Here is a 23319-nt window from a genome sequence, read left to right as displayed (position 1 = left end):
TGTCGTGCTGTGTCATATTTTCCCCGTGTGAAGTCGATTCGGAGCCCTTGTGGGGCGGGCAGCTAACCTGTGGAAAACTGCCGGAGCTACGCTAGCCAGCGAGTGGCGCTGGGGCAAACTCCACTGTAGATCCGGGGGCGTGTCACTTCCAAGGCCTGACAAAGCCCTGTGGATAATGACAACTTCTGCATTCGGTTTGAGTTCTGGGGATCGGCGTCGTAGTCTTAGTCGGTTGACTTATGCCCTTGAGGCAGTCCCGTTTTCCTGTCACCGGTCTGAAGCGTTCCGGTGATAAACCGATCCGGAGTGATCCTATGACCAAGCGCACATTTCAGCCCAACATCCGTCGTCGTGCCAAGAAGCACGGCTTCCGTGCCCGCATGCGCACTCGTGCCGGCCGCGGCATCCTTTCTGCTCGTCGCTCCAAGGGGCGCACCGAGCTCTCGGCTTGATCTAGCGCGTGCTGGCCAAGCCGAACCGACTTACCGACGGCGCGGATTACAAGGCCGTCGTCCGTCGCGGTGCCCGGGCTTCTGGCGCGCATACGATTACCTACGTCGTATCGCGTGAAGCTTCTACGAGCCCGAGGTTTGGCTTCATCGTCAGCAAACAGGTTGGTTCCGCCGTCACGCGTAACCGTGTTCGTCGGCGGTTGAAGGCTGTGTGTCTCAGTGCGCTCCCGCACGTGCGAGCCGGATCAGAAGTCGTCATTCGTGCATTGCCTTCAGCAGCAAAAGCCAGTTTTGCGTCGTTGGAGAGCGAAGTAATGTCTTCTCTCGAGCGGAGAGCAGCATGAGTTCTTCGACACTTCCGATGTCGGCAACGGGGGAAGCGAAACTTTCTGCATCGCGAGTTCCGCAATCTCTTCCACTTCTTCCACGTAACGTGCTTCTTGGCTTTCTACATGGATACCGCGCGACGATTTCTCATACATACGGCGATGTATGTAAGTACTATCCGTCGTGTTCTGCCTATGCTGTCGGCTCGGTTCAACAGCACGGTGCACTGAAGGGTTCCATCATGGCGGCAGCCCGTATCGCGCGCTGCCATCCGTGGGCGGAGGGCGGTATCGATGATGTGCCGTTGAAACCTCGCTACCGATATGAACTAACGCGGCACGGATTCGTCGTGCCGACTGCGAGAAAGGACTGATCCTTGCCGGATCTGTTGGGGTACGTCCTCTGGCCGCTTAAGTGGCTCGTCGAAATGGTGCTGGTTGCCTGGCACTATGTCTTGACCTTCCTCGGTATGCCTCAGGCCGCCGGAATCACCTGGGTTCTCGCCATCGTTGGTCTTGTGATCGTGGTTCGCGCGGCGCTCATTCCGTTGTTTGTGCGGCAGATCAAGAGTCAGCGCAAGATGATGGAACTCGCGCCTGAGATGAAGAAGATCCAGGCGAAGTACAAGGGCAAAACGGATCAGCTCTCTCGCGAGGCGATGAGTCGCGAGACCATGGCTCTCTACAAGAAGCACGGAACAACACCGCTTTCGAGTTGTTTGCCACTGCTGGTGCAGATGCCCATATTCTTCTCGCTCTACAGCGTCTTGAGCGACGTGAAGAAGCACGCCGAAAGCGGCGTGGGTGGTGTCGGGCTCCTGAGTCCGGAGCTCACCCAGGAGTTTTACGACGCCAAGCTCTTCGGCACTACATCGATGCACACGACTCTCGTCGAGGCGTGGGGACAGCCCGACGGCACCGGTACCGTCATCCTTCTGATCACACTCGTTGTCTTGATGATTGCGTCGCAGTTCTTCACGCAGCTCCAGATCATCTCTAAGAACCTTTCGCCTGAAGCCAAGACTGGCCAGGCGTATCAGATGCAGCGCATCATGCTCTTTATCCTCCCGTTGGGCTTCGTGTTCTCTGGTGTCTTCTTCCCACTTGGTGTCGTTATTTACTGGTTCACAAGCAACATCTGGACCATGGTGCAGCAGTTCATCGTCATTCGCGAGATGCCCACACCGGGGTCGGATGCAGCGAAGGCCCGCGAAGAGCGCCTTGCCCGTAAGGGGAAAGCGGTGGACGCCAAAGGTAAAGTCATTCCGCTAGAGAAGTACCAGGCTGAGCAGCAGCGCCTTCTTGAAGAGGCTGAGCGCGCTCGCGCATCGGCGCCCAAGCGTCAACAACCCGTCAGCAAGCAACGCGCGAAGAAGCAGGGCGCACGTCCGAGTGGCACAGCGGCTCCGAAGTCGAGCCCTGACTCCCCCGACACTTCGAAGAAATCCTGAGAGCGAGACATCATGACGCAGGTATCCCCAGCGGAGTCCGACACGACCGAGTCGTCTGTTTCTGATCTAGAAAAAGAAGGCGACATCGCCGCCGATTTTCTCGAGGCACTCTTGGATATTGCCGACATCGGCGGTGATATGGCTCTCGACGTGAAGAATGGTCGAGCCTATGTGTCGGTCGAATCTGATGATGACGATTCGATTCGTCTGCTTTCACACCCGGATACCGTGCAGGCGCTTCAAGAACTAACGCGCCTTGCCGTGCAGAATAAGACTGATCAATTTTCACGACTGATCCTCGATATCGCTGGATCTCGCGACGTGCGTCGGCGAGAGCTGGAGACGTTGGTTGACCGGGCTGTCGCTCGTCTCGACGAAGGTTCAACTCAGGCATCATTGCCGGCGATGACGAGTTATGAGCGCAAGCTCATCCATGACATCGTCTCTGATCGTGGGTTGATCTCCGAGTCTTATGGCGAGGGTGCTGACAGGCACACGGTCATCCGACGCGCGTGAATGTTTCACGTGAAACAGGCACGATGATCGAAGAAGAACCGAGTGCCGCTGCGGAAATATTCGGCGAGCATATTCACGTCGCACGTCGTTTCGTCGAGAGTCTCTCGGTGGAGGGTGAAGTGCGTGGCCTCATTGGGCCACTCGAGCTGCCGCGTCTGTGGAGTCGGCACATCTTGAACTGTGCTGTTGCAGCGCCGCTCTTCAATGGTCATGTCGGTGATGTGGGTTCTGGAGCGGGTCTTCCCGGGCTCGTTCTCGCTATCGCGAGACCCGACGCGGAGTTCACGCTTATTGAGCCCATGGAGCGACGAGTTATCTGGCTGCAAGAACAGGTCGACTCGTTGGAACTCGCTAACACCACAGTCGTGCGCGCCAGAGCGGAAGAGTGGGCCGGTGGTCGTGATTTCGACGCGGTGACTGCTCGAGCGGTTAGCGCTCTCCGCACACTTATTCCGCTCACAGCACCCTTGGTCAGACCAGGGGGAGAACTTATTCTCTTCAAGGGTGCGAACTCTCCCACAGAGATCGAAGCTGCGCAGAAACAGATTCGGCGAGCGAGACTTCAGGACGTTCGTGTTGAACTCGTAGGCGAGAGCGTTCTCGAGGAGCCGACCCGGGTTGTCCGCGCGCTCGTGAGCGCGTGACACGACGGAGTTCGCTTTCACGCTTCGTTTCACGTGAAACATCGATGCTCGGTTCCTGGTTTGGACCGGCCGTGTCGGTCCTGACGGTTAGAGTGGTAGGTCGAGGAGCAAGGCTCGGAAAGGGAGAGTGTTTCACGTGAAACAACCCGATCAAGGAGCAGCCACTGCATCCTTTGAGGACACCCCACTCGCGCGAGAACTTGCAGATCTAAGTTCGCGTCGTCGCGCGCTTGAAAAGGTGCAAGTTTCACTGCCGGAGCGAACGCGGATCGTTACCGTCTCGAATCAAAAGGGCGGCGTTGGAAAGACGACGACCGCCGTGAATCTGGCAGCCGCACTCGCAAGTGTGGGTGCTCGCGTGCTCGTCATTGATCTTGATCCTCAGGGAAATGCCTCGACAGCTCTCGGAGTGCCTCATTCGGCGGACATTCCAAGTGTCTACGACGTTCTCATCGATGAATTTCCACTAGAGGACGTCATACAGCCGAGTCCGGAGTCTCAAAATCTCTTTTGTGCGCCGAGCACGATCCACCTCGCTGGTGCCGAGATTGAACTTGTCTCCCAGGTCGCGCGCGAACACCGCCTTCGAGGCGCACTGGAGGGATATCTGGATACCGTTGCTGTCCCGCCGCACTTTGTGATCATCGATTGCCCACCATCGTTGGGTCTGCTTACGATTAATGCTTTTGCGGCCGCTGATGAAGTTCTCATTCCCATCCAGTGTGAGTATTACGCGTTAGAGGGCTTGAGTCAGCTGCTTGGGAGTGTGCGGATGATTCAAAAGCACCTCAACCCCGCGTTGCATGTGTCGACCATTCTGCTGACGATGTACGACGGGCGAACGCGACTTGCGCAGCAGGTTGCCGAAGAAGTGCGGACTCATTTTTCTGACGAGGTACTTGAGACAGTCATTCCGCGTTCAGTACGCGTCTCGGAAGCACCGAGCTTCGGGCAGACAGTTATTGCTTACGACGGCCAATCCGCTGGAGCTGTTGCTTATCGCGAAGCCGCAGTCGAAATCATGGCACGCGGTGTCCACGCCGCCGCCGGAAAAGAAGGAGAAGCCTGATGGCTAAAAGGACTGGGTTGGGTCGGGGCATTGGTGCGCTGATACCGACAACAGATGCGAGCGAATCGCGTCCAGTTGATGTCTTCTTCCCGGGAGCGTCGTCCGACGCGCCAACCACGTCGAATGAGGATGCCGATCTTGTGACGGTTCCTGGCGCTCGACTGGTCTACATTGATCCGCACGAGATCGTGCCAAACCCGCGTCAGCCGCGCACGAATTTCGACGCGGATGATCTCGCCGAACTTGTGCACAGCGTCCGGGAGTTCGGTGTCTTGCAGCCGGTCGTCGTGCGTCGCAACGATGAGGGCTCGTACGAGCTCATCATGGGTGAGCGACGCACTCGTGCGGCCCGCGAAGCCGGGCTGGAGACGATGCCTGCGATCGTTAGGGAGACCGACGATGAGAATCTCCTGCGTGACGCTCTTCTCGAGAACCTTCATCGTTCGCAGCTAAACCCACTCGAAGAGGCATCGGCATACCTGCAGCTACTTGAAGACTTCGGGATCACACAAGAAGAGCTCGCGACGAGGATCGGAAGGTCCCGGCCTCAGATCTCCAACACCATTCGTCTGTTGCGTCTACCAGTACCGGTACAGCAACGTGTTGCAGCTGGCGTATTGAGTGCCGGTCACGCGCGCGCCATTCTCTCGGTCGACGGTCCGGAGAGGATGCAGCACCTTGCGGACAAGATCGTCAACGAGGATTTGTCTGTTCGTGCCGCCGAGGCTGCGGCAAAACAGGCAGTCGATCCGCGACGTAGCGCACTGAAGGCGGGGTCTCGCCGAGGTCACCTTGATGAGGTCGCCGCGCGAATCGGGGATCACCTGAATACGCGCGTGAGAATCTCTCTGGCAGCCAAAAAAGGCCAGATCACAATAGATTTCGCGACGATTCAGGATCTTAATCGCATTGTCAGTGAACTCGGTGTCGACGGGTACTCCACACACTGAGAATTTCGAGCCATCCGAGCCGTTCTGAGCTTAGGCTAGAACGGTGACGGAAGGTTTTGGGAGCGCCCCACGGCGCGCGAGTCTCGAATTGTTGCGAGCCGAAGCGGCCGACGAGCTTGCCGTCCTGGTGCACGAGCGGTTACGTGATGGGGAAGACCCTTGGGACTTCATGGAAGATCTGCCCACTGTTGATGAACTCGTTGTTTTGACGCTCCGGGCTGAGAACATTGCTGCGAACGGTGGTGTGAGGCCGAATTCCGCGCGTCACTACCGGGTGCTTCGCCAGATTTCTTTTGACTATCCGCAGCTGACTCCCGCAGTCTGGCGTCTGCTGGGGGAGCCGAATACCCATCGACGCTGGGATTCCGTCGTCAACATCGACGCTCAATAGCGCCCCGTGCAAAAAATGCCCCCAACGACAGAGTCGGCGGGGGCATTTCAGTTTCGGCTATTAGCTGAGGTATGCCGCGAGGTCCTGCTCGAGGGCGAATTTCGGCTTAGCGCCGATGATCGTGGTCTTTACCTCGCCGCCCTGGAACACCTTCATCGCGGGAATTGAGGTGATCTGGTATTGCATTGCAAGGTCGGGGTTTTCGTCGACGTTCAGCTTAAGAACGGTGATCTTTCCGGCGTTCTCCGCTTGAATCTCGTCGAGAACGGGGCCGACCATGCGGCAAGGGCCACACCATTCCGCCCAGAAATCAACGAGGACAGGACCCTCTGCATCGAGTACGTCCTGTTTGAAAGTGCTTGACGTCGTGGAACTAGCGGTCATGATTTCTCCTCTGAGAGTCTGCTTTCTATCCAAAGTCACTGACACAAACGCTGAAGCGGACCGAGTTGTTCCCGATTCGCTAAACCTCGGCCCCGCTGCGTCCTTCGATCTGGTCAGCGTCGGGCTCAGGCGCACCAGCTTCGTCGAGCGCCGCCAGATAGTGCTCAGCATCCAACGCGGCGACAGTTCCGCTGCCCGCTGCAGTGATGGCTTGACGGTAGGTCGGGTCGATGACGTCACCTGCGGCGAAAACCCCCGCGAGTGACGTGTGAGATGAACGACCGTTGACCCAGATCGTGCCCTCAGGAGTCAGATCGAGCTGATTATGCACGAGGTGTGTGCGTGGGTCGTTACCGATCGCTACGAAGAGTCCGTCGAGGGGGAGTTCTGAGGATGCGCCATCGACAAGTGAGCGAAGTTGAACACCAGAAACGGCGGCATCTCCGAGAATGTCGACGACTTCGGTGTTCCAAATGAACTCGATCTTCTCGTTGGCAAACGCGCGCTCCTGCATGATCTTTGATGCGCGCAGCTCGCCGCGGCGGTGAATGACGTACACCTTGGAAGCAAAACGAGTGAGGAATGTCGCCTCTTCCATCGCGGAATCGCCGCCACCGACCACAGCAATCGTGCGGTCACGGAAGAAGAATCCATCGCACGTCGCGCACCATGAAACGCCGTGACCTGAGAGTCGCTCCTCGCCTGCAACGCCGATCTTGCGGTAGGCGGAACCCGTGGCGAAGATCACGGCGGCGGTCTCGTGCTCTTTTTTACTGCCGAGAACGACTTTCTTTACGGGACCCGTCAGATCGAGCTCGGTAACGTCGTCATAGACGATCTCCGCACCGAACTTCTCTGCCTGTTCTTGGAGCTTGGTCATGAGATCAGGCCCTTGAATTCCCTCCGGGAAACCGGGGAAATTCTCCACCTCTGTCGTGTTCATGAGTTCTCCGCCGGCCTCGACGGAGCTCGCGATAACGAGTGGGTTGAGATTCGCACGGGCCGCGTAAATTGCGGCCGTATAGCCCGCAGGCCCCGAACCAATGATGATGAGCTGTCGCACGTACTTCTCCCTCGTGAGTTCCAGGGTGCTCAACACATGCTAGCCGCGTGGCATTCCTTTGCCGCACGATGCGAGCGGTGATCGCTTAGCGCGCACCTGGAATGAATCGTCGAACAATCGCCAGAGCCGGTGTGAGTTCGGGAGCGCGCAAGACGGCCAGTGCGCCGCCGTATACGACCAGCATCACGACTCCGATCAAAGCGAGAGTCGCAACGCCGGAGAAGATTGTCGCAGAGGGCCAGCCAGCAGGTCCTCCCAGTAGCAGCAGCACTGCCCACCCTGCCGCTGCGGCTGGCACGGCAGCGACAGCGAAGCGTAGGAGCGCGGTTGCCCAGCGTGCGAACCCAATCCCGCCGAGTCGACGGTGGAGTAGCCACGTGGCAATGATCAGCTGCACGATCGACGCGAACGACTGTCCGAGCGCAATTCCCGCGGCGACGTCTGCGTCTCCGAGAGTTGCCCCGGCGATGAGCGCGGTGATGACGACGAGTGAGGCCTGCACGAGCGTGAAGAAAAAGGGTGTGCGGGTGTCGTCGTACGCATAGAAGGTGCGCTGAATAACGAAGAGAACCGCAAGTGGCACCAAGCCAATCAGAAAACATTGGAGCACGGGAGCTACGAGAAGGGCATTCGCACTGTTCGTCGCAAAGATCCGGGATGCAGGTACAGCGCCGACCGATAGAGCGACGGTTGCGATCACGATGAAGACACCGACGGTGCGGATGCTTGAACCGATGTCATCGCGCACGTCGGTGTGACGTCCAGCAGACGCATTCTTGCTGAGACGTGTGAAGTAGGGTGTGCCGATCGAAATCACGATTATCGAGTAAGGCAGCATGAAGAGCAGCCACGCATACTGAGTGGCAGCCACTCCCGGGCTTCCCTCGGGTGGGAGTTGTCGAGACTGAACGGCGGCGGCGAGCTGACCGACCACCACCATCAGAAAAGTCCAGCCCGCGAGTCGACCGATCTGCCCGAGCCCCATTCCCCGCCAGCGAAAATCAGGCCGTACCCGAAGGCCAGCACGTCGCCAGAAGAATAGGAGCATGCCGGCTTGCACCGCAATCCCGAGCGTAGAAGTGCCGGCGAGCAGGGCAATCATGGCGGGAGTCCACCCGGTTACGGCACCCGTCGTTCCGAAGATCAGGAAGAAGAGACCAAAACCTGCAATTGAAACGACGTTGTTGACGATCGGTGCCCAGGTGAACGGCCCAAAAATGTTACGAGCATTGAGGGTTTCACCGAGCAATGCGTACATACCGTAGAAGAAAATCTGCGGCAGACACCAATAGGCGAACGTCGTGGCGAGAGCCGCCTGATCAGCAGAAAAATCGGGCTGATAGAACGTTACGAGCTGGGGCGCGAGCGCGAGCGCGAGCGCGGTCGCACCGAGGAGCGTGACAGTTCCGACGGTGAGGAGCTTTGAAACGAATGCGCTTCCTCCGTCTGCGAGGTGTGCCGAACGAGCGATCTGGGGCACGAGAACAGCTGTGAGCAAGCCCGTGGAGATAATCGCAAACACGTTGTTCGGTAGCTGGTTGGCGATTCCGAAAGCATTCGCAGCCCCCGATATCGAACCAACCGCGGCGACGAGCACGATAGATCGCACGAAGCCGGAAAGGCGCGAAGCGATCGTCCCCGCACCGATGATGAGGCTCGCACGACCGATACCGCTCACTGTGCTGAATCCTCGTCGCTCGTCAGTGCCGATTCTTTCTGTGCCGATTCTTTCGGTGCCGGTTCTTTCGGCGCCGCACTTTTCGCGCGGCGCCGGAGCACAGTCCGAATAATCCCCACCACGAGAAGACCGCCGATCAGAGCGATCAGGACAACGACGCCGATGCCCTCCCACTCCGCGCGGACGTTGACATCAACGGACTCTGTCGACCCGATGTGAACGCCTGTTGGGCTTTCGAGCCGGAGCGCGATCGTGACCTCACCGCTCGCGATACGTGCCTGGACCGGAATCTCGGCGCGGGTATTGCTGGCCGGTTCCGCCTCGACAGTGGTGACGGGTTCGACTTCGAGCCTCAGATCGTCGGGCTCAGCGTACAGCGACACCGAAACGGGGTAGGGGAGGTCGTTCTTCACCCAGAACCCGAGTCCCGCGCCAGACGTTAGGAGATTGATGTTACTGGGGGGCAATATGCTCACGGACGTGAGAGTCGTCAGTGTTTGCTCGTGATGAGCATCGAATCTTGCACGCCACCCTTCGTCCGCGATCAGGCCGACGCTGAGCACCTGCAGCTCGCTCGCGCGTTGGGGGCCGGTCAGTAGCACAGCATCGTCGAGGATCGTTGCGAACTGCGCGATCTGCGTTTCTTCTTGCTGCATCGCGTTGACGGCCGCGACACGGGCATCGCCAGCGGAGACCTCGTTCAATGTCTGTTCTTGGGGAGTTTGCGCGAGAAGTGCGTCGAGCGAGATTGATGAGGTCGCGGGGGCGTCGGTAACTGCATCGACAGCCGCCTCGAGGCCCGCGGCAGATCTGCTGAGGTCACGGTCGAGAACAACAAGCACCGGTTGCCCTGCTGCGGCATTCTGGGCAAGCGAGAGGTAGGCGGTGGCCGCCGAGAGTGGGGCGCCGCGGAGGGTGAGGTCGTCTGTGCGCGCAGCATCCGTTAGAGCATCGGAAACTTCGGAGTTGTACACCAGTACATCGGAACCATCGACCGTAGCTCGCGCTGACGTGTCGGGCTCGTCGGTGGAAGCCGACGAAACGAGGGTGACGGTGTCTTCATCGCCCGTGAGCGAAACCAGGGATGCCACGGTCGCGCTATCGACTGACCCTGAGGCCGGCCACAAGATGTTCGAGTGAGTAGCACCGATGTCGGTGAGCGCAGCGAGGTCGGGGACGGCAGTGTCTGTGTCTGTGTCTGTGTCTGTTGTGTTCAGATCCGTGCTGTCGGCGGCGGGAGTGCCGGAGGGTGATTCGGTGGGCGACGCAGTAGCAGTCGGCTCTGGCTCGTTTTCGAAATCAGCGGCGTCCATATAGGCCGTCAGATCGAGCGGGGAAAGGAGAGATGTCAGTCCCGCATCCGCCTGCACCGCGACGTCAGCGTCAGCGAACTGCAGCGCGAAGCGGTCGTTGGGCAGAAGATCCAGTCGATCCAGCCATGCGCTGGCAGAACTCGGTGCGCTCGCCCCCAACACTCGAATAGAGGCGAGCACCGCAGGATCTATCGCAAGGATTGCAGCCGTGCCGTCCACGGCGTCTAATTGCGCGGTGAGCGCTCCATTGCGACCGGTGAGCGTTGTGAGTTCTGACGAACTAAGCAGACCACCACTCGACGCCGTCGCGGTGATCGGTACTACTACTGCGACGGGACTCGCTGATGACGTTTCGTCGGTGATCGTGATGACACTGGTCGATACGGTGGAGTCAGACGCGGTCTCTACCGCAACGCGAATCGGGTACACACCGGCGGCACGATCTGCAATGAGTGGGTCTGAACCCGGCTTCGTCACGACAATTGCGTTCGATTCCCCTGACGGAATATTTGCTGAAGCGGTATCCACCACAGTGAAATCGCCACTCGAATCACCGCCGGCTAACCACTGCGAAAGCTCGTCACTCTTAGAGATAGGCGCGCTGCCGATTGAGAGCGTCACTGTCGCATCGGTGAGGTCTGAGTTTGTGCCGTTGCTGACATTCGCCCATACGGTAAGGGCGTCGCCCGCAGCGATCACGCCATTCGAAACGGGAGCTAGCTGGACATCTATCTCACCGCTCAGCCCACTTGGTGTCGGGCTGGGGGTGGACTCACTGGCCTCCGCGGGTAGCGCTGTGAGCATCGAACTTGCGGCAAGAAGGGCGGCCGCAAGTACGGCAAATATGCGTGCGCGGCGGCGTGGCGCGGGTGTTCCCGGCAAGGGAAGAATCTCGGTCATGTCGTTGCTCCTATGCGATACATGACCGCACGAATCAGATGTGAGTCTAAGGGTGCTCGCTCTGAGCATCCGGTAGACGCCCCGTGCACACAGCTGCGGGGCGAGGTTGAATAGAGCAATGCCCCACGTCTCGTCTGCCCTCGCGCGATCGCTCGCTCACAATCTCTCTCGCGCTGACTATACGGTGGCTGCCCTGACAGAAGCCTTTGGCTTATCTGCAGTATCTGCGCTGCAACAGGGGGATGCTGCGCCCGTGCGGCGATCACTTTGCACCATTGCGCGGCACACCGCCGTCGCGATCCGGCTGTTCTGGCTGGGAGATTCGTGTTCGCGGGAAGACGTCGAGGAGATGTTGTCTCCCACGCACCTGGAAGAGCTTCTCTCCGGCGGGATTGTGTCGATGGCCGGGCCACAAGTAAAAGCGCTAATAGCAATTCGCCCGTATGCGTACCATGATGCGCGCGGTACGGGGGAGTGGTGGATCGCGAGCGATCTAGATGAAATCGCTGGCGTCGCGCCGCTGCGCACCGATCATGTGCTCGGTGTGGGCGGGGCAGGCCGCACGCTCGCTGGGCTGATCCCACCGTTGCACGTGAAACATTCGCTCGACATGGGGTGCGGATGCGGCATCCTGAGCCTCCATTTACATCGCTTTTCGGACCAGGTCACTGCCACCGATATCTCTGAGCGCGCCGTCTGGTTCACCAATTTGACGGCAGCCCTCAACGGAATCGAGAACATCAACACTCGGGTAGGTAGCCTGTTCGAACCCGTCGCCGGGGAACGGTTCGGCCTCGTCGCATCGAATCCTCCGTTCGTCGTGACGCCTCGCGCCGAGGGCGTGCCGACCTACGAGTATCGCGACGGGGGTTTCGCTGGCGACGCGTTGATGGCGGAAGTGTTGAGTGGCCTGGAGTCGGTCTTGGAGGAGGGCGGGCTCGCAGTCCTTCTCGGCAACTGGGAGGAGCGGTCCGATCTCTCGGGCGTCGACCGTGTTGTGGAATGGACCGGCAATCTCGACAGCTGGGTGATCGAACGAGAGCACGTAGATCCCGTTGGCTACGCGCGCTTATGGGCACGCGACGGTGGCTCGCACCCGGGCGCTGATGACTACAACACCCTCGTCGCTGCGTGGCTCGACGACTTTGATTCCCGAGACGTCTCGGGGGTGGGTATGGGATGGGTGATTGCACGACGCTCCACGATCCCAAAGACGCTCGGTCGCACAGAACGTCTTTCCCACCAGCTCCCGATCCAAACGCCCGGTGCGCACCTGTTGTACGCAATCAACGCCCATGACGAACTGCGCGACTTGGCGGATGACGAACTGGCGGCATCGCTGCTCATGGTGAATGAAGACGTGACCGAGGCACGGCACCATATGCCGGGCGCGGAATCTCCCAGTGTGATCGAGCTGCGCCAAGGGGGGAATTTTGGGCGAAGCATCGAAGTGGACCCGGCACTCGCAGGATTCGTTGGTGCGTGCGACGGTGAACTGAGCGTGGGATCGATTATCGGAGCAATCGCTCACATTCTCGAGGTTGACCGAGCCGAACTCGCTGCTGATCTCCTCCCGCGCGTGCGCGAACTGATCTTTACGGGATTCCTGTCGCTTCCGAGCGCGCCGAGCTCAGAGAGTGAGATCGGTAGGCTCGAATGATGCTCAATATGGCCGAGGGAATCGCCCGCCTCAGCGCGCTCGCCCAGTCACCCGTGATTTCGACGCTCGCTGACGCCTTCGCGGCCGCGGGGTTCGACCTCGCCGTCGTGGGCGGACCCGTGCGCGATGGTTTGCTTGGCCGAGCCACCCACGACCTTGACTTCACGACGAATGCTCGACCAGACGACATCCTGCGCATCGTCACTCCCGTGAGCACCGCTCAGTGGGACATCGGACGGGAGTTCGGCACTATCGGTGCCCGGGTACGCGGCGAACAGGTGGAGATCACGACTTACCGCGCCGATAGCTACGACGGCGCGACACGGAAGCCCACCGTGGAATTCGGCGACACTCTCGAAGCTGATCTCACACGGCGCGATTTCACGGTTAATGCAATGGCGCTTCGAGTGCCAGCTATGACTCTCGTTGATCCGTCCGGCGGAGTTGAAGATCTCATCGCTGGAGTACTGCGTACCCCCATCGATCCCGCTGTCAGTTTCGGCGATGACCCGCTCCGAATGCTTCGTGCGGCGCGCTTCTCAGCGCAGCTTGGCTTCGAGATCGAAGAGAACACATCTCGCGCCATGAAGGAGCTGAGGGACACCCTCAGAATCGTGAGTGCAGAACGAGTGCAGTCGGAGCTCGTTCGTTTGCTTCAGACAGATGATCCCATTCGTGGACTTCGGACGCTCGTCGATACCGAACTGATGGAACAGTTCCTGCCCGAGATCCCAGCGCTTCGTCTGGAGATCGACGAGCATCATCATCACAAGGATGTCTACGAGCACTCGCTCACCGTCGTACGTCAGGCAATCGAACTCGAACACGAGCGGCACCCCGGCGCAGCTCCTGACGTACCGCTGCGGCTCGCAGCTCTTCTTCACGACATCGGAAAGCCCGCGACCCGCCGCCTTGAGGCGGGGGGAGCCGTCACCTTTCACCACCATGACGTGAAGGGTGCACGGATGGCGCGAAAGCGCCTCAAAGAGTTGAAGTTTGATTCGGCAACGATCGCCTCGGTCACGACGCTCGTCGAACTGCACCTGCGGTTCTTCGGATATGCCGAGGGCACATGGACGGATTCGGCCGTGCGGCGTTACGTGCGCGATGCCGGAGCGGAGCTTGAGCGCTTGCACATTCTCACTCGCGCCGACGTGACGACCCGAAACAAGCGGAAATCGACCCGACTGCGGAACGCCTACGACGACATAGAAAACCGCATTGCAGCACTTCGCGAGCAGGAGCAACTCGAAGCGATCCGGCCAGAAATCGACGGGAACCGCATCCAAGAAATCCTCGGCATCGGGCCGGGACGCGAAGTGGGCGAGGCCTATCGCTTTTTGCTCGAACTTCGGCTCGATGAGGGTGTCTTGGGAGACGAGGAAGCCGAAGCGCGCTTGCGTACATGGTGGGCCTCACGACCCTGAAACGCTACGCTCGCACCGTGATCGATAAGCGCATGCCGCAGCCTGAGAATCTGCTTTCTTCTGAGCGCTTCAAAGCATTCACCGACGCGGTGGTGGCAATTGCTCTCACACTTCTGATCTTGCCGCTCATGGAGAGCGTCGGCGACTACGCCGACAAGTTCACCACCGGCGAATGGCTCGGAGAAGAGTCTGCGAAGATCGCAAGCTTTCTCATCAGCTTCGCGGTGATCGCTGTCTTCTGGATGGGCCATCACCGCATGTTCGCGCACGTGGCGCACGTGGACGGTTCGCTGATGTGGCTGACGTTTGCCTGGATGCTGACGATCGTCATGCTCCCGGTCGCGACCGCGATATCGACGGCTTTCACAGCTGACATCATGCAGCTCCTGGTGTACATGGGAGTCATGACAGCGTCGAGCGTTCTGCTTTTCATTACACGGATCTACCTGCTGAGACATCCCCACCTGCGAACGTCGGATGTTGGATTCACGCGTCGAGGGATCGCTGAGGGTGCGGCGGTACCGATCATCTTCGCGCTCGCCATGGCGCTATCGATCGTTTTTCCGGTGCTGAGCTACTGGACGCTGACGTTGCTCTGGCTGTCGAGATATGCTGCGCGGCTCACCGTGCGAATATTCGCACCGGGCACTCGGCGTTGAAAGTGAGATTCGCTACTGATTGATTTCGTCGGCGTCCCACTGCAGTGAGGATCCCTCGGCTATTGGAAGCGCTTCGATGTCGGGGTTAGCGCACACGGCGCGGATGAGTTCGCTCGACCCCGCGAGGATCGTCGAGTCGAAGTCGACTTCGCTGGTAAGTGCCCAGGAATGATCGGCCGGCCACACAAGGCTGGGCGAGTGTGCGGACGGCGCAAAACCGGCGCTCTCTGCCTCGAGGTCCCGCCACGGCACGTTCTCGAACCAATTGGCATCGGTGAAGCCGGATATGTCGCCGCGAAAAAGTACATAGTCGCGACCCGGAAGGTTGAGCCGGCCCCCGCGCGAGACCTCGTCAGCAAGGATGCCGGGTTGCCATCTGGGTTTGCGAAACGCGTCGTCGATCGGGCTGCTGATGCTGCGAGCAAGCATTTCGTTATGTCGATCGTCATCGGTCACGGAGTAAAAAACGCGGGAGGGGGTCACCCCTAAGTGGCCAACGAGGTCGCCCCAACCTTCCCAGAGTGCGACGAATCCGTCATGTGGGATGCTCGTGTGCGCGGCGAGATCGCGAGCGAGGTGTGAGAGTACTCCAGGATCAAGCTCACCGAGCATCGGGCTCGAATAGCGCCATCCGTCGCTGTCGCGCGGTTTGTCTTCGTGTTCGACGATGACGCCTGGAGCGACGAGTCGCTGCCACTGAGCTTCGGAGTGCATCTGCGTGCCGTGGGCGCGGGCAGTTTCGGTCCACGTGACGTTTTCGGTATCGATCTCGGGTGCCGAGTGCTGAAACGCTTCCCATTCGCGCTCATGGGACCGGTAAGGAAGGGGCGGCCAGGGCTGATCCACGGGCCGGTCGCGAAATCCAGGGTGAAAAATGCGCGCGTAAGCCGGAAAGCCGCGAGGTGAGACGTCGTGCATCGTCCCGCGCCACGGCTCATCGATACGGTCACGTAGCCATGCACCCGCTGTGTTGTCGCTCACCCAATCCATAACCCCAACGGTAGCGTTACGAATCGCCAAGAGCCGAGGCATCCGTTATGCTGAAAAGGTTGTGTGGGTAAAAGCCACCCGGTTCGACCTCACACCAACGTGCATCAACCCTCCTGCTGCTGGGAAACGCCCGGTAGCCGTTCTAGTCCGAAGGAGGTGGGTTAGTGACGCACTCACACCAGTACGAACTTATGGTCATCCTCGACCCCGAGATCGACGAGCGCCTGGTCGCCCCGAGCCTTGATAAATTCCTTAAGGTCATCACCAACGATGGGGGCACCATCGAAAACGTAGACATTTGGGGCCGTCGCCGCCTGGCTTACGAAATCCAGAAGAAGAACGAGGGCGTTTACGCCGTCGTCAACTTCACCGCGACGAGCGAGACCACGCAGGAGCTTGACCGTCAGCTGAAGCTGAACGAGCAGATCATGCGCACCAAGGTTCTTCGCGCCGAAGAGGCAATCGCTCTCGTGGCTTCTGAGAAGAAGCGCGCTGACGAGAAGGCTGCTCGCAAGGCTGCTGCTCCCGCCAAGGCTGCGAAGGCGTAACGATCGTGGCCGGCGAAACGATCATCACCGTCGTGGGAAACCTCACGGCAGATCCCGAACTGCGTTACACGCAGAACGGCCTGCCCGTTGCGAACTTCACGATCGCATCGACGCCGCGCAACTTCGACCGTGCCTCGAACGAGTGGAAGGACGGCGAAGCGCTGTTCCTCCGTGCGTCCGTATGGCGCGAGTTCGCAGAGCACGTCGCCGGTTCCCTCACCAAGGGATCACGCGTCATCGCATCTGGTCGCCTGAAGCAGCGCTCGTACGAGACGCGCGAGGGCGAGAAGCGCACATCGATGGAACTCGAGATCGACGAGATCGGTCCGTCGCTTCGCTACGCGACCGCCCAGGTCACACGCGCTGCCGGTGGCAGCGGTGGCGGCGGCGGACAGTCGCGTCCCCAGGTTGCTGATGAGCCGTGGTCGACCCCAGGGTCTTCTGCTGCAAACAACAACTCTGGTGGCAACGGTGGCGGCGATGCCTGGGCTGCGCCCGGTGCATACGGCGACGACACTCCGTTCTAAACACAGATTCAGGCACAAGCCGATTGCGCGACAGGCGTTTCGTCTGGCGTAGCGGGTGTGCCGGTCACTAACCGAAGGAAAAAACATGGCTGGAAAGTCAAGCGGCGACCGCCGCAAGCCGCGGAAGGGCGCGAAGAACGCTGCCCCCGCGAAGTCCATCCGCGTGGGAGTCATCGACTACAAAGACATCTCCACGCTTCGCAAATTCATCTCGGAGCGTGGGAAGATCCGCGCCCGTCGCATCACCGGAGTCTCAGTGCAGGAGCAGCGTCTGATCGCCAAGGCGATCAAGAACGCGCGCGAAATGGCGCTCCTCCCCTACGCCGGCGCTGGCCGCTAAGGAGCACTCTCATGTCGAAGCTGATTCTCACAAACGAGGTCGCGGGGCTCGGTAGCGCCGGCGACGTGATCGAGGTCAAGGACGGGTACGCCCGTAACTACCTCATTCCCCAGGGTTTTGCTGTGGCCTGGAGCCGCGGTGGCGAAAAGCAGGTCGCATCGATCCGCGCCGCTCGCGAGACCCGTGCAATTCACGACCACGAAGAGGCCGTTGCGCTGCAGAACACTCTGCAGTCGAACAAGGTCAAGCTCACGGTCAAGGCTGGAGCCGAGGGCCGCTTGTTCGGTTCGGTCAAGCCCGAGCACGTAGCAAACGCTGTTAAGGACGCCGGTTTCGGTGACCTCGACAAGCGCAAGATTCACATCACCTCGCCGATCAAGTCGGTGGGCGAGCACGAGGCTACGATTCGTCTTCGCGACGACGTGACCGCTGTGATCACCCTGCAGGTGGTTGCTGCCAAGTAAGGCGCAACTGTAAAGAAAGACGGCGTGGGGCTTCGGCCTCACGCCGTCTTTCTACACACCTGTGAAGTCGATAGCGTGTGCTTTAGCGAGAGGAGCGTCAATGGGCGATGTGTGGTCGTGGCCGACCCTGCATGACGGTCAACGTATCGTGCTTCTCGACGTGCTCATTCACGGCGAGCGTTCGCGCGCCGAGCTATCGAGGCGCACCGGGCTCTCTCGCGCAAGCTTGAGCAGAATTACGCGGGAGCTTCTCGACCTCGGCTTTGTCGAAGAAGGGGAGATTTCCGCGCCGCACGGGAGAGGACGCCCCTCCGAGATGCTTCGAGTGCGCCCCGACTCGGCTTTCTTCATCGGTATAAAGCTCACGGGCGACATGCTCTATGCCGTGGTGACGAATCTGCACGCCGAGATCGTGTGGACCGAGGATGCGCCCCTTGAATCGCGCGACGCTAAAGACGTCGTGGATCAGATATCGACTATCGCTCACCGTGCACGCGAGCGTTTCACGCGCATATCGGCCATCGGCGTCTGTTTGGCTGGACTCGTCGAGATCGAGCATGGCGCCGCAGTGGTCGTCGGTTCGAGCTTTCTGGGGTGGGACCGAGAGCCCCTCGAGCGACTCGTCAGAGACGCGACGGGATTACCGACGGCAATCGAGAACGACGTTCAGGCGTTGACACTCGCCCACCACTGGTTCGGTGCGGGGGTTGGTACCCGGAACCTCGCGGTCGTCGCCATCGGCGCAGGGATCGGTGCGGGCTTCGTGGTTAACGACGAGTTGGTGCGAGGATCTCAGGGTCAACCCGGAAAAGTGGGCCATCTGCACGTGAGTGACACCGGACCAGAATGTGACCGGGGCCACGTGGGGTGCGTATCCGCGTACGCGACGATTCCGGCATTGCTTCTCAACGCGGGTGCATCGACCTTCAACGAGGTCGTTGATGCGGCAGCGGCGGGCTCCGCCAGAGCGCAGGGTGCGATTTCGCAAGCCGCGCATGCTTTGGGTGTCGTTGTCGCGACCCTGGTGAACGTGACGGATCCCGAGAAAGTTATCGTCACCGGTGAAGCTTTGCAGATTGCCGAAATCGGTCGTGACCGCTTTGACCGCGCCATCTCGCTCTCGCTAGACCCGGTAGTCGCGGCGCTCGAACTGGAGTTGTATCGCTTTCACTTCACCGACTATGCCTGGGGTGCAGCGATCAGTGCCATCCGTCGCGTGGCGTAGCGCGCTGAGCCTGTCTACTTCTCGCGCTCGGCGAGCCACTCGGCCTGTATGAGAAGTTGTGCTGCCTGCCCACCCTCGTGTCCATTGAACTCGTACACCTCGATGCGCTTGTCAGCACTCTTCAGCGCGTTGTAAGAAGCAAATACGGTCGAGGGGAGGACGACGTCATCCATCAACGCGACCGAATAGAGGGCGGGAGAGCTGATTCGCTTCGCGAAATTGACTCCGTCGAAGTAAGCCAGCGTTCGGAATACGTGATCGGCAGCTCCACGGTGAACGGCGAGATATCGCACGATCTCGGTGTACGGGGGCAGGGGGGTCTGCGTTACCGAACGGCGAAAGTCAGCCAGGTAGGGGACGTCGGGCATCAGTGTCGCGGGCAGATCAGAGAGCGCGGCCGCGGCGACAGCGACACCACCACCCTGGCTCGTGCCGGTGACAGAAATGCGTGTGCGATCAACCTGAGGGAGCTGCGCAACGGTCTCCAGGAGCATCACGGCGTCCGTGTAGAGCCGCCGATAGTAATAGTCGTGCGGAGAGAGAACCCCGCGCGTCATGAATCCAGTTGATGCCGGACCCGCACCATGAGGATCGGCGGTGTCACCACCGGTGCCCCAGCCGCTTCCCTGCCCGCGGGTATCCATAACCACGTGGATGTAGCCCACGGCGGCCCAGAAAAGCTTCTCGCCGATGACGCCGCGCCCACCGTTGTAACCAATGAATTCGACGATTGTGGGCAGCGGACCATCGACATTTCGTGGCTTCACGACCCAGGCGCGGATCGGATCCCCGAGATACCCACGAAATGTCATGTCCTCGATCGTGACGTGGCGGAAGGGGCCGGATGCATCGGTGATCAGGGGCTCTGCGGCATGGGAGCGGGACTCCTCGAGCGTGTTCCGCCAGAAAGTGTCGAAGTCTTCCGGCTCCGGAACATCGGCTTGATAGGCCACGAGCTGGTCATAGGAGATATCAGTCAGTGCCACGAGGACTCCTTCGAGGGAGAGGTTCTATCTAGGTGTTTGACAATAGTTTTGCCATGATACAAAATAGGCGGCGGCGCACAGTAGCCCGATTGCATTACACAGCACCTACAAAGGAGTAGTTCATCATCATGACGAGGAAATCTTTTCGCATCTTTGCAACAGCAGGAGCGGCGGTGGCAGCTCTCGCCCTGTCATCCTGCTCGGGATCAGCGGCGGACGACGGTCCGGTGACGCTCGAGTATTGGACATGGGCCCCGGCTATCCCCGAGGTCGCGGAGCAGTGGAACGCCGAGAATCCCGACATCCAGGTGAAGGTCGTTGAGGCCGCAGGCGCCGACGACATCGTCGCGAAGTTGCTTGCTGCCCAGCGTGCCGGTGAGGGCCCCGACATCGTCGCAGCTGAATACCAGAAGCTTCCCAACCTCGTCGTGAGTGATGCGGGTCTCGACATCTCGGAGTACATCACCGACGATCTGCGCGACGACTTCACAGACGCGACGTGGAACTTGACCACAGTCGGTGACGGGGTCTATGCGGTGCCACAGGACACCGGCCCGATGGTGTTCCTCTACCGGGCGGACCTTTTCGAGCAGTACGGGCTGGAAGTGCCGACCACGTGGGATGAGTACGCAGCTCTTGCGGCCCAGGTTCGAGAAGTTGCCCCTGATTCCTACCTCGGCGGCTACCCGGATGACACATCGACGCTCGCTGCGTACGCGCAGCCGCTCGGAGCTCAGTGGTGGTCGACGGACGGAGACGCCTGGGAGGTCGGGATCGATGACGTCGAGACCCAGCGCGTTGCCGACTTCTGGCAGCCGCTCGTGCGCGACGACGTCGTCGACACCACTCACTTCTTCACTCCCGAGTGGAACACCATGATGAACGACGGGACGCTGCTCTCGTGGACCGCTGGAGTGTGGGCACCCGGAACCATCGAATCTGTCGCTCCCGACACCGCCGGAAAGTGGCGCATCGCGAAGATGCCGTCGTGGGACGGTGAAACCACTGCCGGTTTGATGGGTGGATCATCTGCCATGGTCAGTAAGACCAGCGAGCACCCAGAAGAAGCCGTGAAATTCCTGGAATGGCTAAACGGCGGTGAGGGTTCGATTCTGCTCGCCGAGGGTGGACTATTCCCGGCATCCATCGAGGGTCAGGAAAGCCTGAGCTCTCTCCCGGTTCCGGCGATCGTCGAGGGCCAGGATGATTTCTGGACGGTTGCTGCCGACATCGCTTCAGATACTGCCCCCGTCACGTGGGGCCCGAATGTGCAGGTTGCCTTTGACGCGTGGAGCGACTCCATCAAGAGCGTTGTGGCATCCGGTGGGGAATTCACCGACGCCCTCACTGCTACCCAGGACGCAACCGTTGCCGATTTGAAGAAGACCGGTTTCACGGTCAAGTGATCCGGCGGGTGGGGGGAGGTCTCGAGACCTCCCCCCACCCCTATGAAGGAGACCCATGTCCTCTCTGACTCAGGGACCACCGGAAGCACTTGTCACGAATCCGACGAGCGAGCGGCAAGATACCGTTCGTGAACGGAAGCGCCGGGGATCCATTCGTCCGACACTCGCACCGTGGGCATTTCTCGCGCCTGCAATCGTCCTGTTCGTTCTTTTCCTCGTAATCCCGATCGGTTACGCGATCTACCTCAGCTTCGTTGGGTTGCGGGTTGACGGTGGCGCATTCGGCAAGCGCACACAAGTATTTGTCGGGTTCGAAAACTACGTGTCGTACCTCACGAACCCGGAATTCATCGCATCGTTCGGCCGATTGGCGTTGTTCGGATTCATCGCGGTGCCGCTCACCCTGGGGCTCGCTCTTCTGTTCGCGCTGCTGCTAGATCTACCGGGAGTGAAAGCGACGCGATTCGCGCGCACCGCGATCTTCCTCCCCTATGCGGTTCCCGGGGTCATTGCCACGCTCCTGTGGGGCTTCATGTACCTGCCGACGACAAGCCCGTTCAATTACGCGCTCAACGCCATCGGGCTGCCCGACTTTGACTTCCTCAGTTCTAATTCGATCTATGGGTCGCTCGCGAACATCGCCATCTGGGCAGCAGTCGGTTTCAACATGATCATCCTGTACACGGCTCTCCGATCGATCCCCGCGGAGATCTACGAAGCAGCGAAACTCGATGGTGCGCCGGAGTGGCGGATTGCATGGCACATCAAGATTCCGTTGCTCGCGCCGGCGCTTTTGCTGACGCTGCTCTTTTCGCTGATCGGCACGCTTCAGGCATACGGGGAGCCGATGACGCTGCGCACACTGTCGTCGTCCATCTCGTACTCGTTCTTCCCGCTCATGAAGATCTACCGCGACGCATTCGGCACCGATGATGTGTCCGGCGCTGCCGCTGCATCCGTCGTTATGGCGCTCGGAACCCTCTTGATCTCCATCTTGTTGCTTCGCGTGCTTCAGCGTCGCACTTTCGACAACGCCCGATAGGACCCCACATGTCAGTCCTCGCTCCCGACCGGCGTCGCACTCGGACCCGCATCGTGCCCACGATCGTGCTGCTTCTGGGCGCGCTCTACACACTCATTCCCATTATTTGGGTGATCTCGGCGTCGACGAAGACGAGTGGTGAGCTTTTCACCACCTTCTCGTTTCTTCCCGGCACCGGATTTATCGACAACATCATTGATCTATCGACCTTCAACAATGGCCAGTACTGGCTATGGGGTCTTAATTCGCTGATCTATGCCGGCGGTGGGGCGCTCATTTCGACGCTCGTATCTGCCTCGGCCGGATATGCGCTGGCGCGATTCCAGTTCCGTGGTCGCGCACTCATCTTCACGATTCTGCTCGCGGGAGTGCTTCTCCCTCAGATCACACTCGCCATTCCGCAGTACTTCCTGATGACGAATCTCGGCCTCGCGAATACGTACTGGTCAGTGTTGCTGCCGAGCATCATCAACCCGTTCGGCATCTATCTCGCTTGCATCTACGCACAGGGGTCCGTGCCCGAAGAGACAATCGAGGCGGCACGAATCGACGGTGCGAGTGAATTCCGCGTCTTCCGCTCTCTCGCCTTGCCGATGATGTTGCCGGGGCTCGTGACGGTCTTCATGCTGCAGTTCATCGGAATCTGGAACAACTTCCTGTTGCCGTTCATCATGCTCAGCGACGAATCGATGTTCCCGCTGACGACGGGCCTCTACCTGTTGCTGAATCGCGGCACAGGAACCCCGGTTTTGTACACCCTTGCGATTACCGGCGCGCTCATCTCGATCATTCCGCTTGTGGCGATGATGCTGTTCCTGCAGCGGTACTGGCGACTCGATCTACTGAGCGGCAGTCTTAAGGGCTAACTAGCCGCTCAGTGCCACATTCTTCATGTCTGAAAGGACGCA

General features: G+C 59.9%; 26 protein-coding genes. 20 read left to right on the top strand and 6 right to left on the bottom strand.

Annotated elements, in window-relative coordinates:
• Positions 1-314: 314 nt before the first annotated feature.
• From rpmH to G6N83_RS06700, 9 genes are all read left to right on the top strand, one after another.
• Positions 315-452: a 50S ribosomal protein L34 gene (rpmH, locus tag G6N83_RS06740; protein ID WP_165140557.1), complete on the top strand. Its 138-nt coding sequence runs from the start codon at positions 315-317 to the stop codon at positions 450-452.
• 8 nt (positions 453-460) lie between these two features.
• The gene (gene rnpA, locus G6N83_RS06735) at positions 461-796 is read left to right on the top strand and encodes a ribonuclease P protein component (RefSeq protein WP_165140555.1); all 336 of its coding nucleotides are present in this window, start codon (positions 461-463) and stop codon (positions 794-796) included.
• A gap of 17 nt (positions 797-813) precedes the next feature.
• Positions 814-1152, top strand: coding sequence for a membrane protein insertion efficiency factor YidD (yidD, locus tag G6N83_RS06730; protein WP_241246325.1), 339 nt, complete (start codon positions 814-816; stop codon positions 1150-1152).
• Between the two features lie 54 nt (positions 1153-1206).
• On the top strand, positions 1207-2229 hold the full coding sequence (gene yidC, locus G6N83_RS06725; protein WP_165143225.1) for a membrane protein insertase YidC: 1023 nt from the start codon (positions 1207-1209) through the stop codon (positions 2227-2229).
• A gap of 12 nt (positions 2230-2241) precedes the next feature.
• On the top strand, positions 2242-2745 hold the full coding sequence (locus G6N83_RS06720; RefSeq protein WP_165140551.1) for a Jag family protein: 504 nt from the start codon (positions 2242-2244) through the stop codon (positions 2743-2745).
• A gap of 23 nt (positions 2746-2768) precedes the next feature.
• Entirely contained in the window at positions 2769-3389 is a 621-nt protein-coding gene (gene rsmG / locus G6N83_RS06715; protein WP_165140549.1) for a 16S rRNA (guanine(527)-N(7))-methyltransferase RsmG, read from the top strand.
• Positions 3390-3516: 127 nt separating this feature from the next.
• On the top strand, positions 3517-4458 hold the full coding sequence (locus G6N83_RS06710; protein WP_183408460.1) for a ParA family protein: 942 nt from the start codon (positions 3517-3519) through the stop codon (positions 4456-4458).
• Complete coding sequence (locus G6N83_RS06705) at positions 4458-5408, top strand: ParB/RepB/Spo0J family partition protein (protein ID WP_165140544.1); 951 nt, start codon at positions 4458-4460, stop codon at positions 5406-5408. Before G6N83_RS06710 ends, G6N83_RS06705 begins: the two co-directional genes overlap by 1 nt.
• 43 nt (positions 5409-5451) lie before the next feature.
• Positions 5452-5799: a tryptophan synthase subunit alpha gene (locus G6N83_RS06700; RefSeq protein ID WP_165140542.1), complete on the top strand. Its 348-nt coding sequence runs from the start codon at positions 5452-5454 to the stop codon at positions 5797-5799.
• 60 nt (positions 5800-5859) lie between these two features.
• Here G6N83_RS06700 and trxA read toward each other — a convergent pair whose 3' ends face one another.
• The 4 genes from trxA to G6N83_RS06680 all read right to left on the bottom strand — a co-directional run bounded on the left by trxA (position 5860) and on the right by G6N83_RS06680 (position 11137).
• On the bottom strand, positions 5860-6183 hold the full coding sequence (gene trxA, locus G6N83_RS06695; protein WP_165140540.1) for a thioredoxin: 324 nt from the start codon (positions 6181-6183) through the stop codon (positions 5860-5862).
• Between the two features lie 79 nt (positions 6184-6262).
• Positions 6263-7246, bottom strand: coding sequence for a thioredoxin-disulfide reductase (gene trxB, locus G6N83_RS06690; RefSeq protein ID WP_165140538.1), 984 nt, complete (start codon positions 7244-7246; stop codon positions 6263-6265).
• 85 nt (positions 7247-7331) lie between these two features.
• Complete coding sequence (gene murJ, locus G6N83_RS06685; protein WP_165140536.1) at positions 7332-8924, bottom strand: murein biosynthesis integral membrane protein MurJ; 1593 nt, start codon at positions 8922-8924, stop codon at positions 7332-7334.
• On the bottom strand, positions 8921-11137 hold the full coding sequence (locus G6N83_RS06680) for a DUF6049 family protein (protein ID WP_165140534.1): 2217 nt from the start codon (positions 11135-11137) through the stop codon (positions 8921-8923). The genes murJ and G6N83_RS06680 overlap by 4 nt, the downstream gene beginning before the upstream one ends.
• 118 nt (positions 11138-11255) lie before the next feature.
• On the opposite strand from G6N83_RS06680, the gene G6N83_RS06675 reads away from it, so the two are divergent.
• Genes G6N83_RS06675 through G6N83_RS06665 form a run of 3 tightly spaced genes read left to right on the top strand, consistent with a single transcriptional unit; the run spans position 11256 to position 14883 of the window.
• Positions 11256-12797 carry a N5-glutamine methyltransferase family protein gene (locus G6N83_RS06675; protein WP_165140532.1) on the top strand — a complete coding sequence of 514 codons (1542 nt, stop codon included), beginning with the start codon at positions 11256-11258 and terminating at the stop codon, positions 12795-12797.
• Positions 12797-14224 carry a CCA tRNA nucleotidyltransferase gene (locus tag G6N83_RS06670; RefSeq protein WP_165140530.1) on the top strand — a complete coding sequence of 476 codons (1428 nt, stop codon included), beginning with the start codon at positions 12797-12799 and terminating at the stop codon, positions 14222-14224. The genes G6N83_RS06675 and G6N83_RS06670 overlap by 1 nt, the downstream gene beginning before the upstream one ends.
• A 17-nt stretch (positions 14225-14241) precedes the next feature.
• Positions 14242-14883, top strand: a complete 642-nt coding sequence (locus tag G6N83_RS06665; protein ID WP_165140528.1) for a TMEM175 family protein — start codon at positions 14242-14244, stop codon at positions 14881-14883.
• Positions 14884-14895: 12 nt separating this feature from the next.
• Here the strand turns inward: G6N83_RS06665 and G6N83_RS06660 are convergent, their stop codons facing one another.
• Positions 14896-15873, bottom strand: a complete 978-nt coding sequence (locus G6N83_RS06660) for a hypothetical protein (protein WP_165140526.1) — start codon at positions 15871-15873, stop codon at positions 14896-14898.
• 191 nt (positions 15874-16064) lie between these two features.
• Between G6N83_RS06660 and rpsF the strand changes: the two genes are divergently transcribed.
• From rpsF to G6N83_RS06635, 5 genes are all read left to right on the top strand, one after another.
• The gene (rpsF, locus tag G6N83_RS06655; protein WP_165143223.1) at positions 16065-16421 is read left to right on the top strand and encodes a 30S ribosomal protein S6; all 357 of its coding nucleotides are present in this window, start codon (positions 16065-16067) and stop codon (positions 16419-16421) included.
• A 5-nt stretch (positions 16422-16426) separates the two neighbouring features.
• Positions 16427-16948, top strand: coding sequence for a single-stranded DNA-binding protein (locus G6N83_RS06650; RefSeq protein WP_165140524.1), 522 nt, complete (start codon positions 16427-16429; stop codon positions 16946-16948).
• Between the two features lie 85 nt (positions 16949-17033).
• The gene (rpsR, locus tag G6N83_RS06645; protein WP_165140522.1) at positions 17034-17288 is read left to right on the top strand and encodes a 30S ribosomal protein S18; all 255 of its coding nucleotides are present in this window, start codon (positions 17034-17036) and stop codon (positions 17286-17288) included.
• An 11-nt stretch (positions 17289-17299) separates the two neighbouring features.
• Entirely contained in the window at positions 17300-17752 is a 453-nt protein-coding gene (gene rplI / locus G6N83_RS06640; RefSeq protein WP_165140520.1) for a 50S ribosomal protein L9, read from the top strand.
• Positions 17753-17852: 100 nt separating this feature from the next.
• Positions 17853-18977 (top strand): ROK family transcriptional regulator, encoded by a 1125-nt coding sequence (locus tag G6N83_RS06635; protein WP_165140518.1) that lies wholly within the window; start codon positions 17853-17855, stop codon positions 18975-18977.
• Between the two features lie 14 nt (positions 18978-18991).
• Here G6N83_RS06635 and G6N83_RS06630 read toward each other — a convergent pair whose 3' ends face one another.
• The gene (locus G6N83_RS06630) at positions 18992-19963 is read right to left on the bottom strand and encodes an acetylxylan esterase (protein WP_165140516.1); all 972 of its coding nucleotides are present in this window, start codon (positions 19961-19963) and stop codon (positions 18992-18994) included.
• A gap of 128 nt (positions 19964-20091) precedes the next feature.
• Between G6N83_RS06630 and G6N83_RS06625 the strand changes: the two genes are divergently transcribed.
• Genes G6N83_RS06625 through G6N83_RS06615 form a run of 3 tightly spaced genes read left to right on the top strand, consistent with a single transcriptional unit; the run spans position 20092 to position 23277 of the window.
• A complete protein-coding gene (locus G6N83_RS06625) occupies positions 20092-21369 on the top strand; it encodes an ABC transporter substrate-binding protein (RefSeq protein WP_165140514.1) in 1278 nt (425 codons plus the stop codon).
• 55 nt (positions 21370-21424) lie between these two features.
• On the top strand, positions 21425-22411 hold the full coding sequence (locus G6N83_RS06620) for a carbohydrate ABC transporter permease (protein WP_165140512.1): 987 nt from the start codon (positions 21425-21427) through the stop codon (positions 22409-22411).
• Between the two features lie 8 nt (positions 22412-22419).
• Positions 22420-23277, top strand: a complete 858-nt coding sequence (locus tag G6N83_RS06615) for a carbohydrate ABC transporter permease (protein ID WP_183408459.1) — start codon at positions 22420-22422, stop codon at positions 23275-23277.
• The last annotated feature ends 42 nt before the right edge of the window (positions 23278-23319 follow it).

This window comes from Microbacterium endophyticum (genome assembly GCF_011047135.1).
Taxonomy (GTDB): domain Bacteria; phylum Actinomycetota; class Actinomycetes; order Actinomycetales; family Microbacteriaceae; genus Microbacterium; species Microbacterium endophyticum.
This window is presented reverse-complemented; position numbering and strand designations above follow the sequence as displayed.

What these genes read in the sequence shown, in the direction of transcription:
- G6N83_RS06635 (WP_165140518.1), top strand. Translation starts at nt 17,853, where the DNA reads ATGGGCGATGTGTGGTCGTGGCCGACCCTGCATGACGGTCAACGTATC.
- rsmG (WP_165140549.1), top strand. Translation starts at nt 2,769, where the DNA reads ATGATCGAAGAAGAACCGAGTGCCGCTGCGGAAATATTCGGCGAGCAT.
- yidC (WP_165143225.1), top strand. Translation starts at nt 1,207, where the DNA reads ATGGTGCTGGTTGCCTGGCACTATGTCTTGACCTTCCTCGGTATGCCT.
- yidD (WP_241246325.1), top strand. Translation starts at nt 814, where the DNA reads ATGTCGGCAACGGGGGAAGCGAAACTTTCTGCATCGCGAGTTCCGCAA.
- G6N83_RS06670 (WP_165140530.1), top strand. Translation starts at nt 12,797, where the DNA reads ATGCTCAATATGGCCGAGGGAATCGCCCGCCTCAGCGCGCTCGCCCAG.
- G6N83_RS06720 (WP_165140551.1), top strand. Translation starts at nt 2,242, where the DNA reads ATGACGCAGGTATCCCCAGCGGAGTCCGACACGACCGAGTCGTCTGTT.
- G6N83_RS06615 (WP_183408459.1), top strand. Translation starts at nt 22,420, where the DNA reads ATGTCAGTCCTCGCTCCCGACCGGCGTCGCACTCGGACCCGCATCGTG.
- G6N83_RS06660 (WP_165140526.1), bottom strand. Translation starts at nt 15,873, where the DNA reads ATGGATTGGGTGAGCGACAACACAGCGGGTGCATGGCTACGTGACCGT.
- G6N83_RS06620 (WP_165140512.1), top strand. Translation starts at nt 21,425, where the DNA reads ATGTCCTCTCTGACTCAGGGACCACCGGAAGCACTTGTCACGAATCCG.
- G6N83_RS06680 (WP_165140534.1), bottom strand. Translation starts at nt 11,137, where the DNA reads ATGACCGAGATTCTTCCCTTGCCGGGAACACCCGCGCCACGCCGCCGC.
- rplI (WP_165140520.1), top strand. Translation starts at nt 17,300, where the DNA reads ATGTCGAAGCTGATTCTCACAAACGAGGTCGCGGGGCTCGGTAGCGCC.
- G6N83_RS06625 (WP_165140514.1), top strand. Translation starts at nt 20,092, where the DNA reads ATGACGAGGAAATCTTTTCGCATCTTTGCAACAGCAGGAGCGGCGGTG.
- rpsR (WP_165140522.1), top strand. Translation starts at nt 17,034, where the DNA reads ATGGCTGGAAAGTCAAGCGGCGACCGCCGCAAGCCGCGGAAGGGCGCG.
- rpsF (WP_165143223.1), top strand. Translation starts at nt 16,065, where the DNA reads ATGGTCATCCTCGACCCCGAGATCGACGAGCGCCTGGTCGCCCCGAGC.
- rpmH (WP_165140557.1), top strand. Translation starts at nt 315, where the DNA reads ATGACCAAGCGCACATTTCAGCCCAACATCCGTCGTCGTGCCAAGAAG.
- trxA (WP_165140540.1), bottom strand. Translation starts at nt 6,183, where the DNA reads ATGACCGCTAGTTCCACGACGTCAAGCACTTTCAAACAGGACGTACTC.
- G6N83_RS06705 (WP_165140544.1), top strand. Translation starts at nt 4,458, where the DNA reads ATGGCTAAAAGGACTGGGTTGGGTCGGGGCATTGGTGCGCTGATACCG.
- G6N83_RS06675 (WP_165140532.1), top strand. Translation starts at nt 11,256, where the DNA reads ATGCCCCACGTCTCGTCTGCCCTCGCGCGATCGCTCGCTCACAATCTC.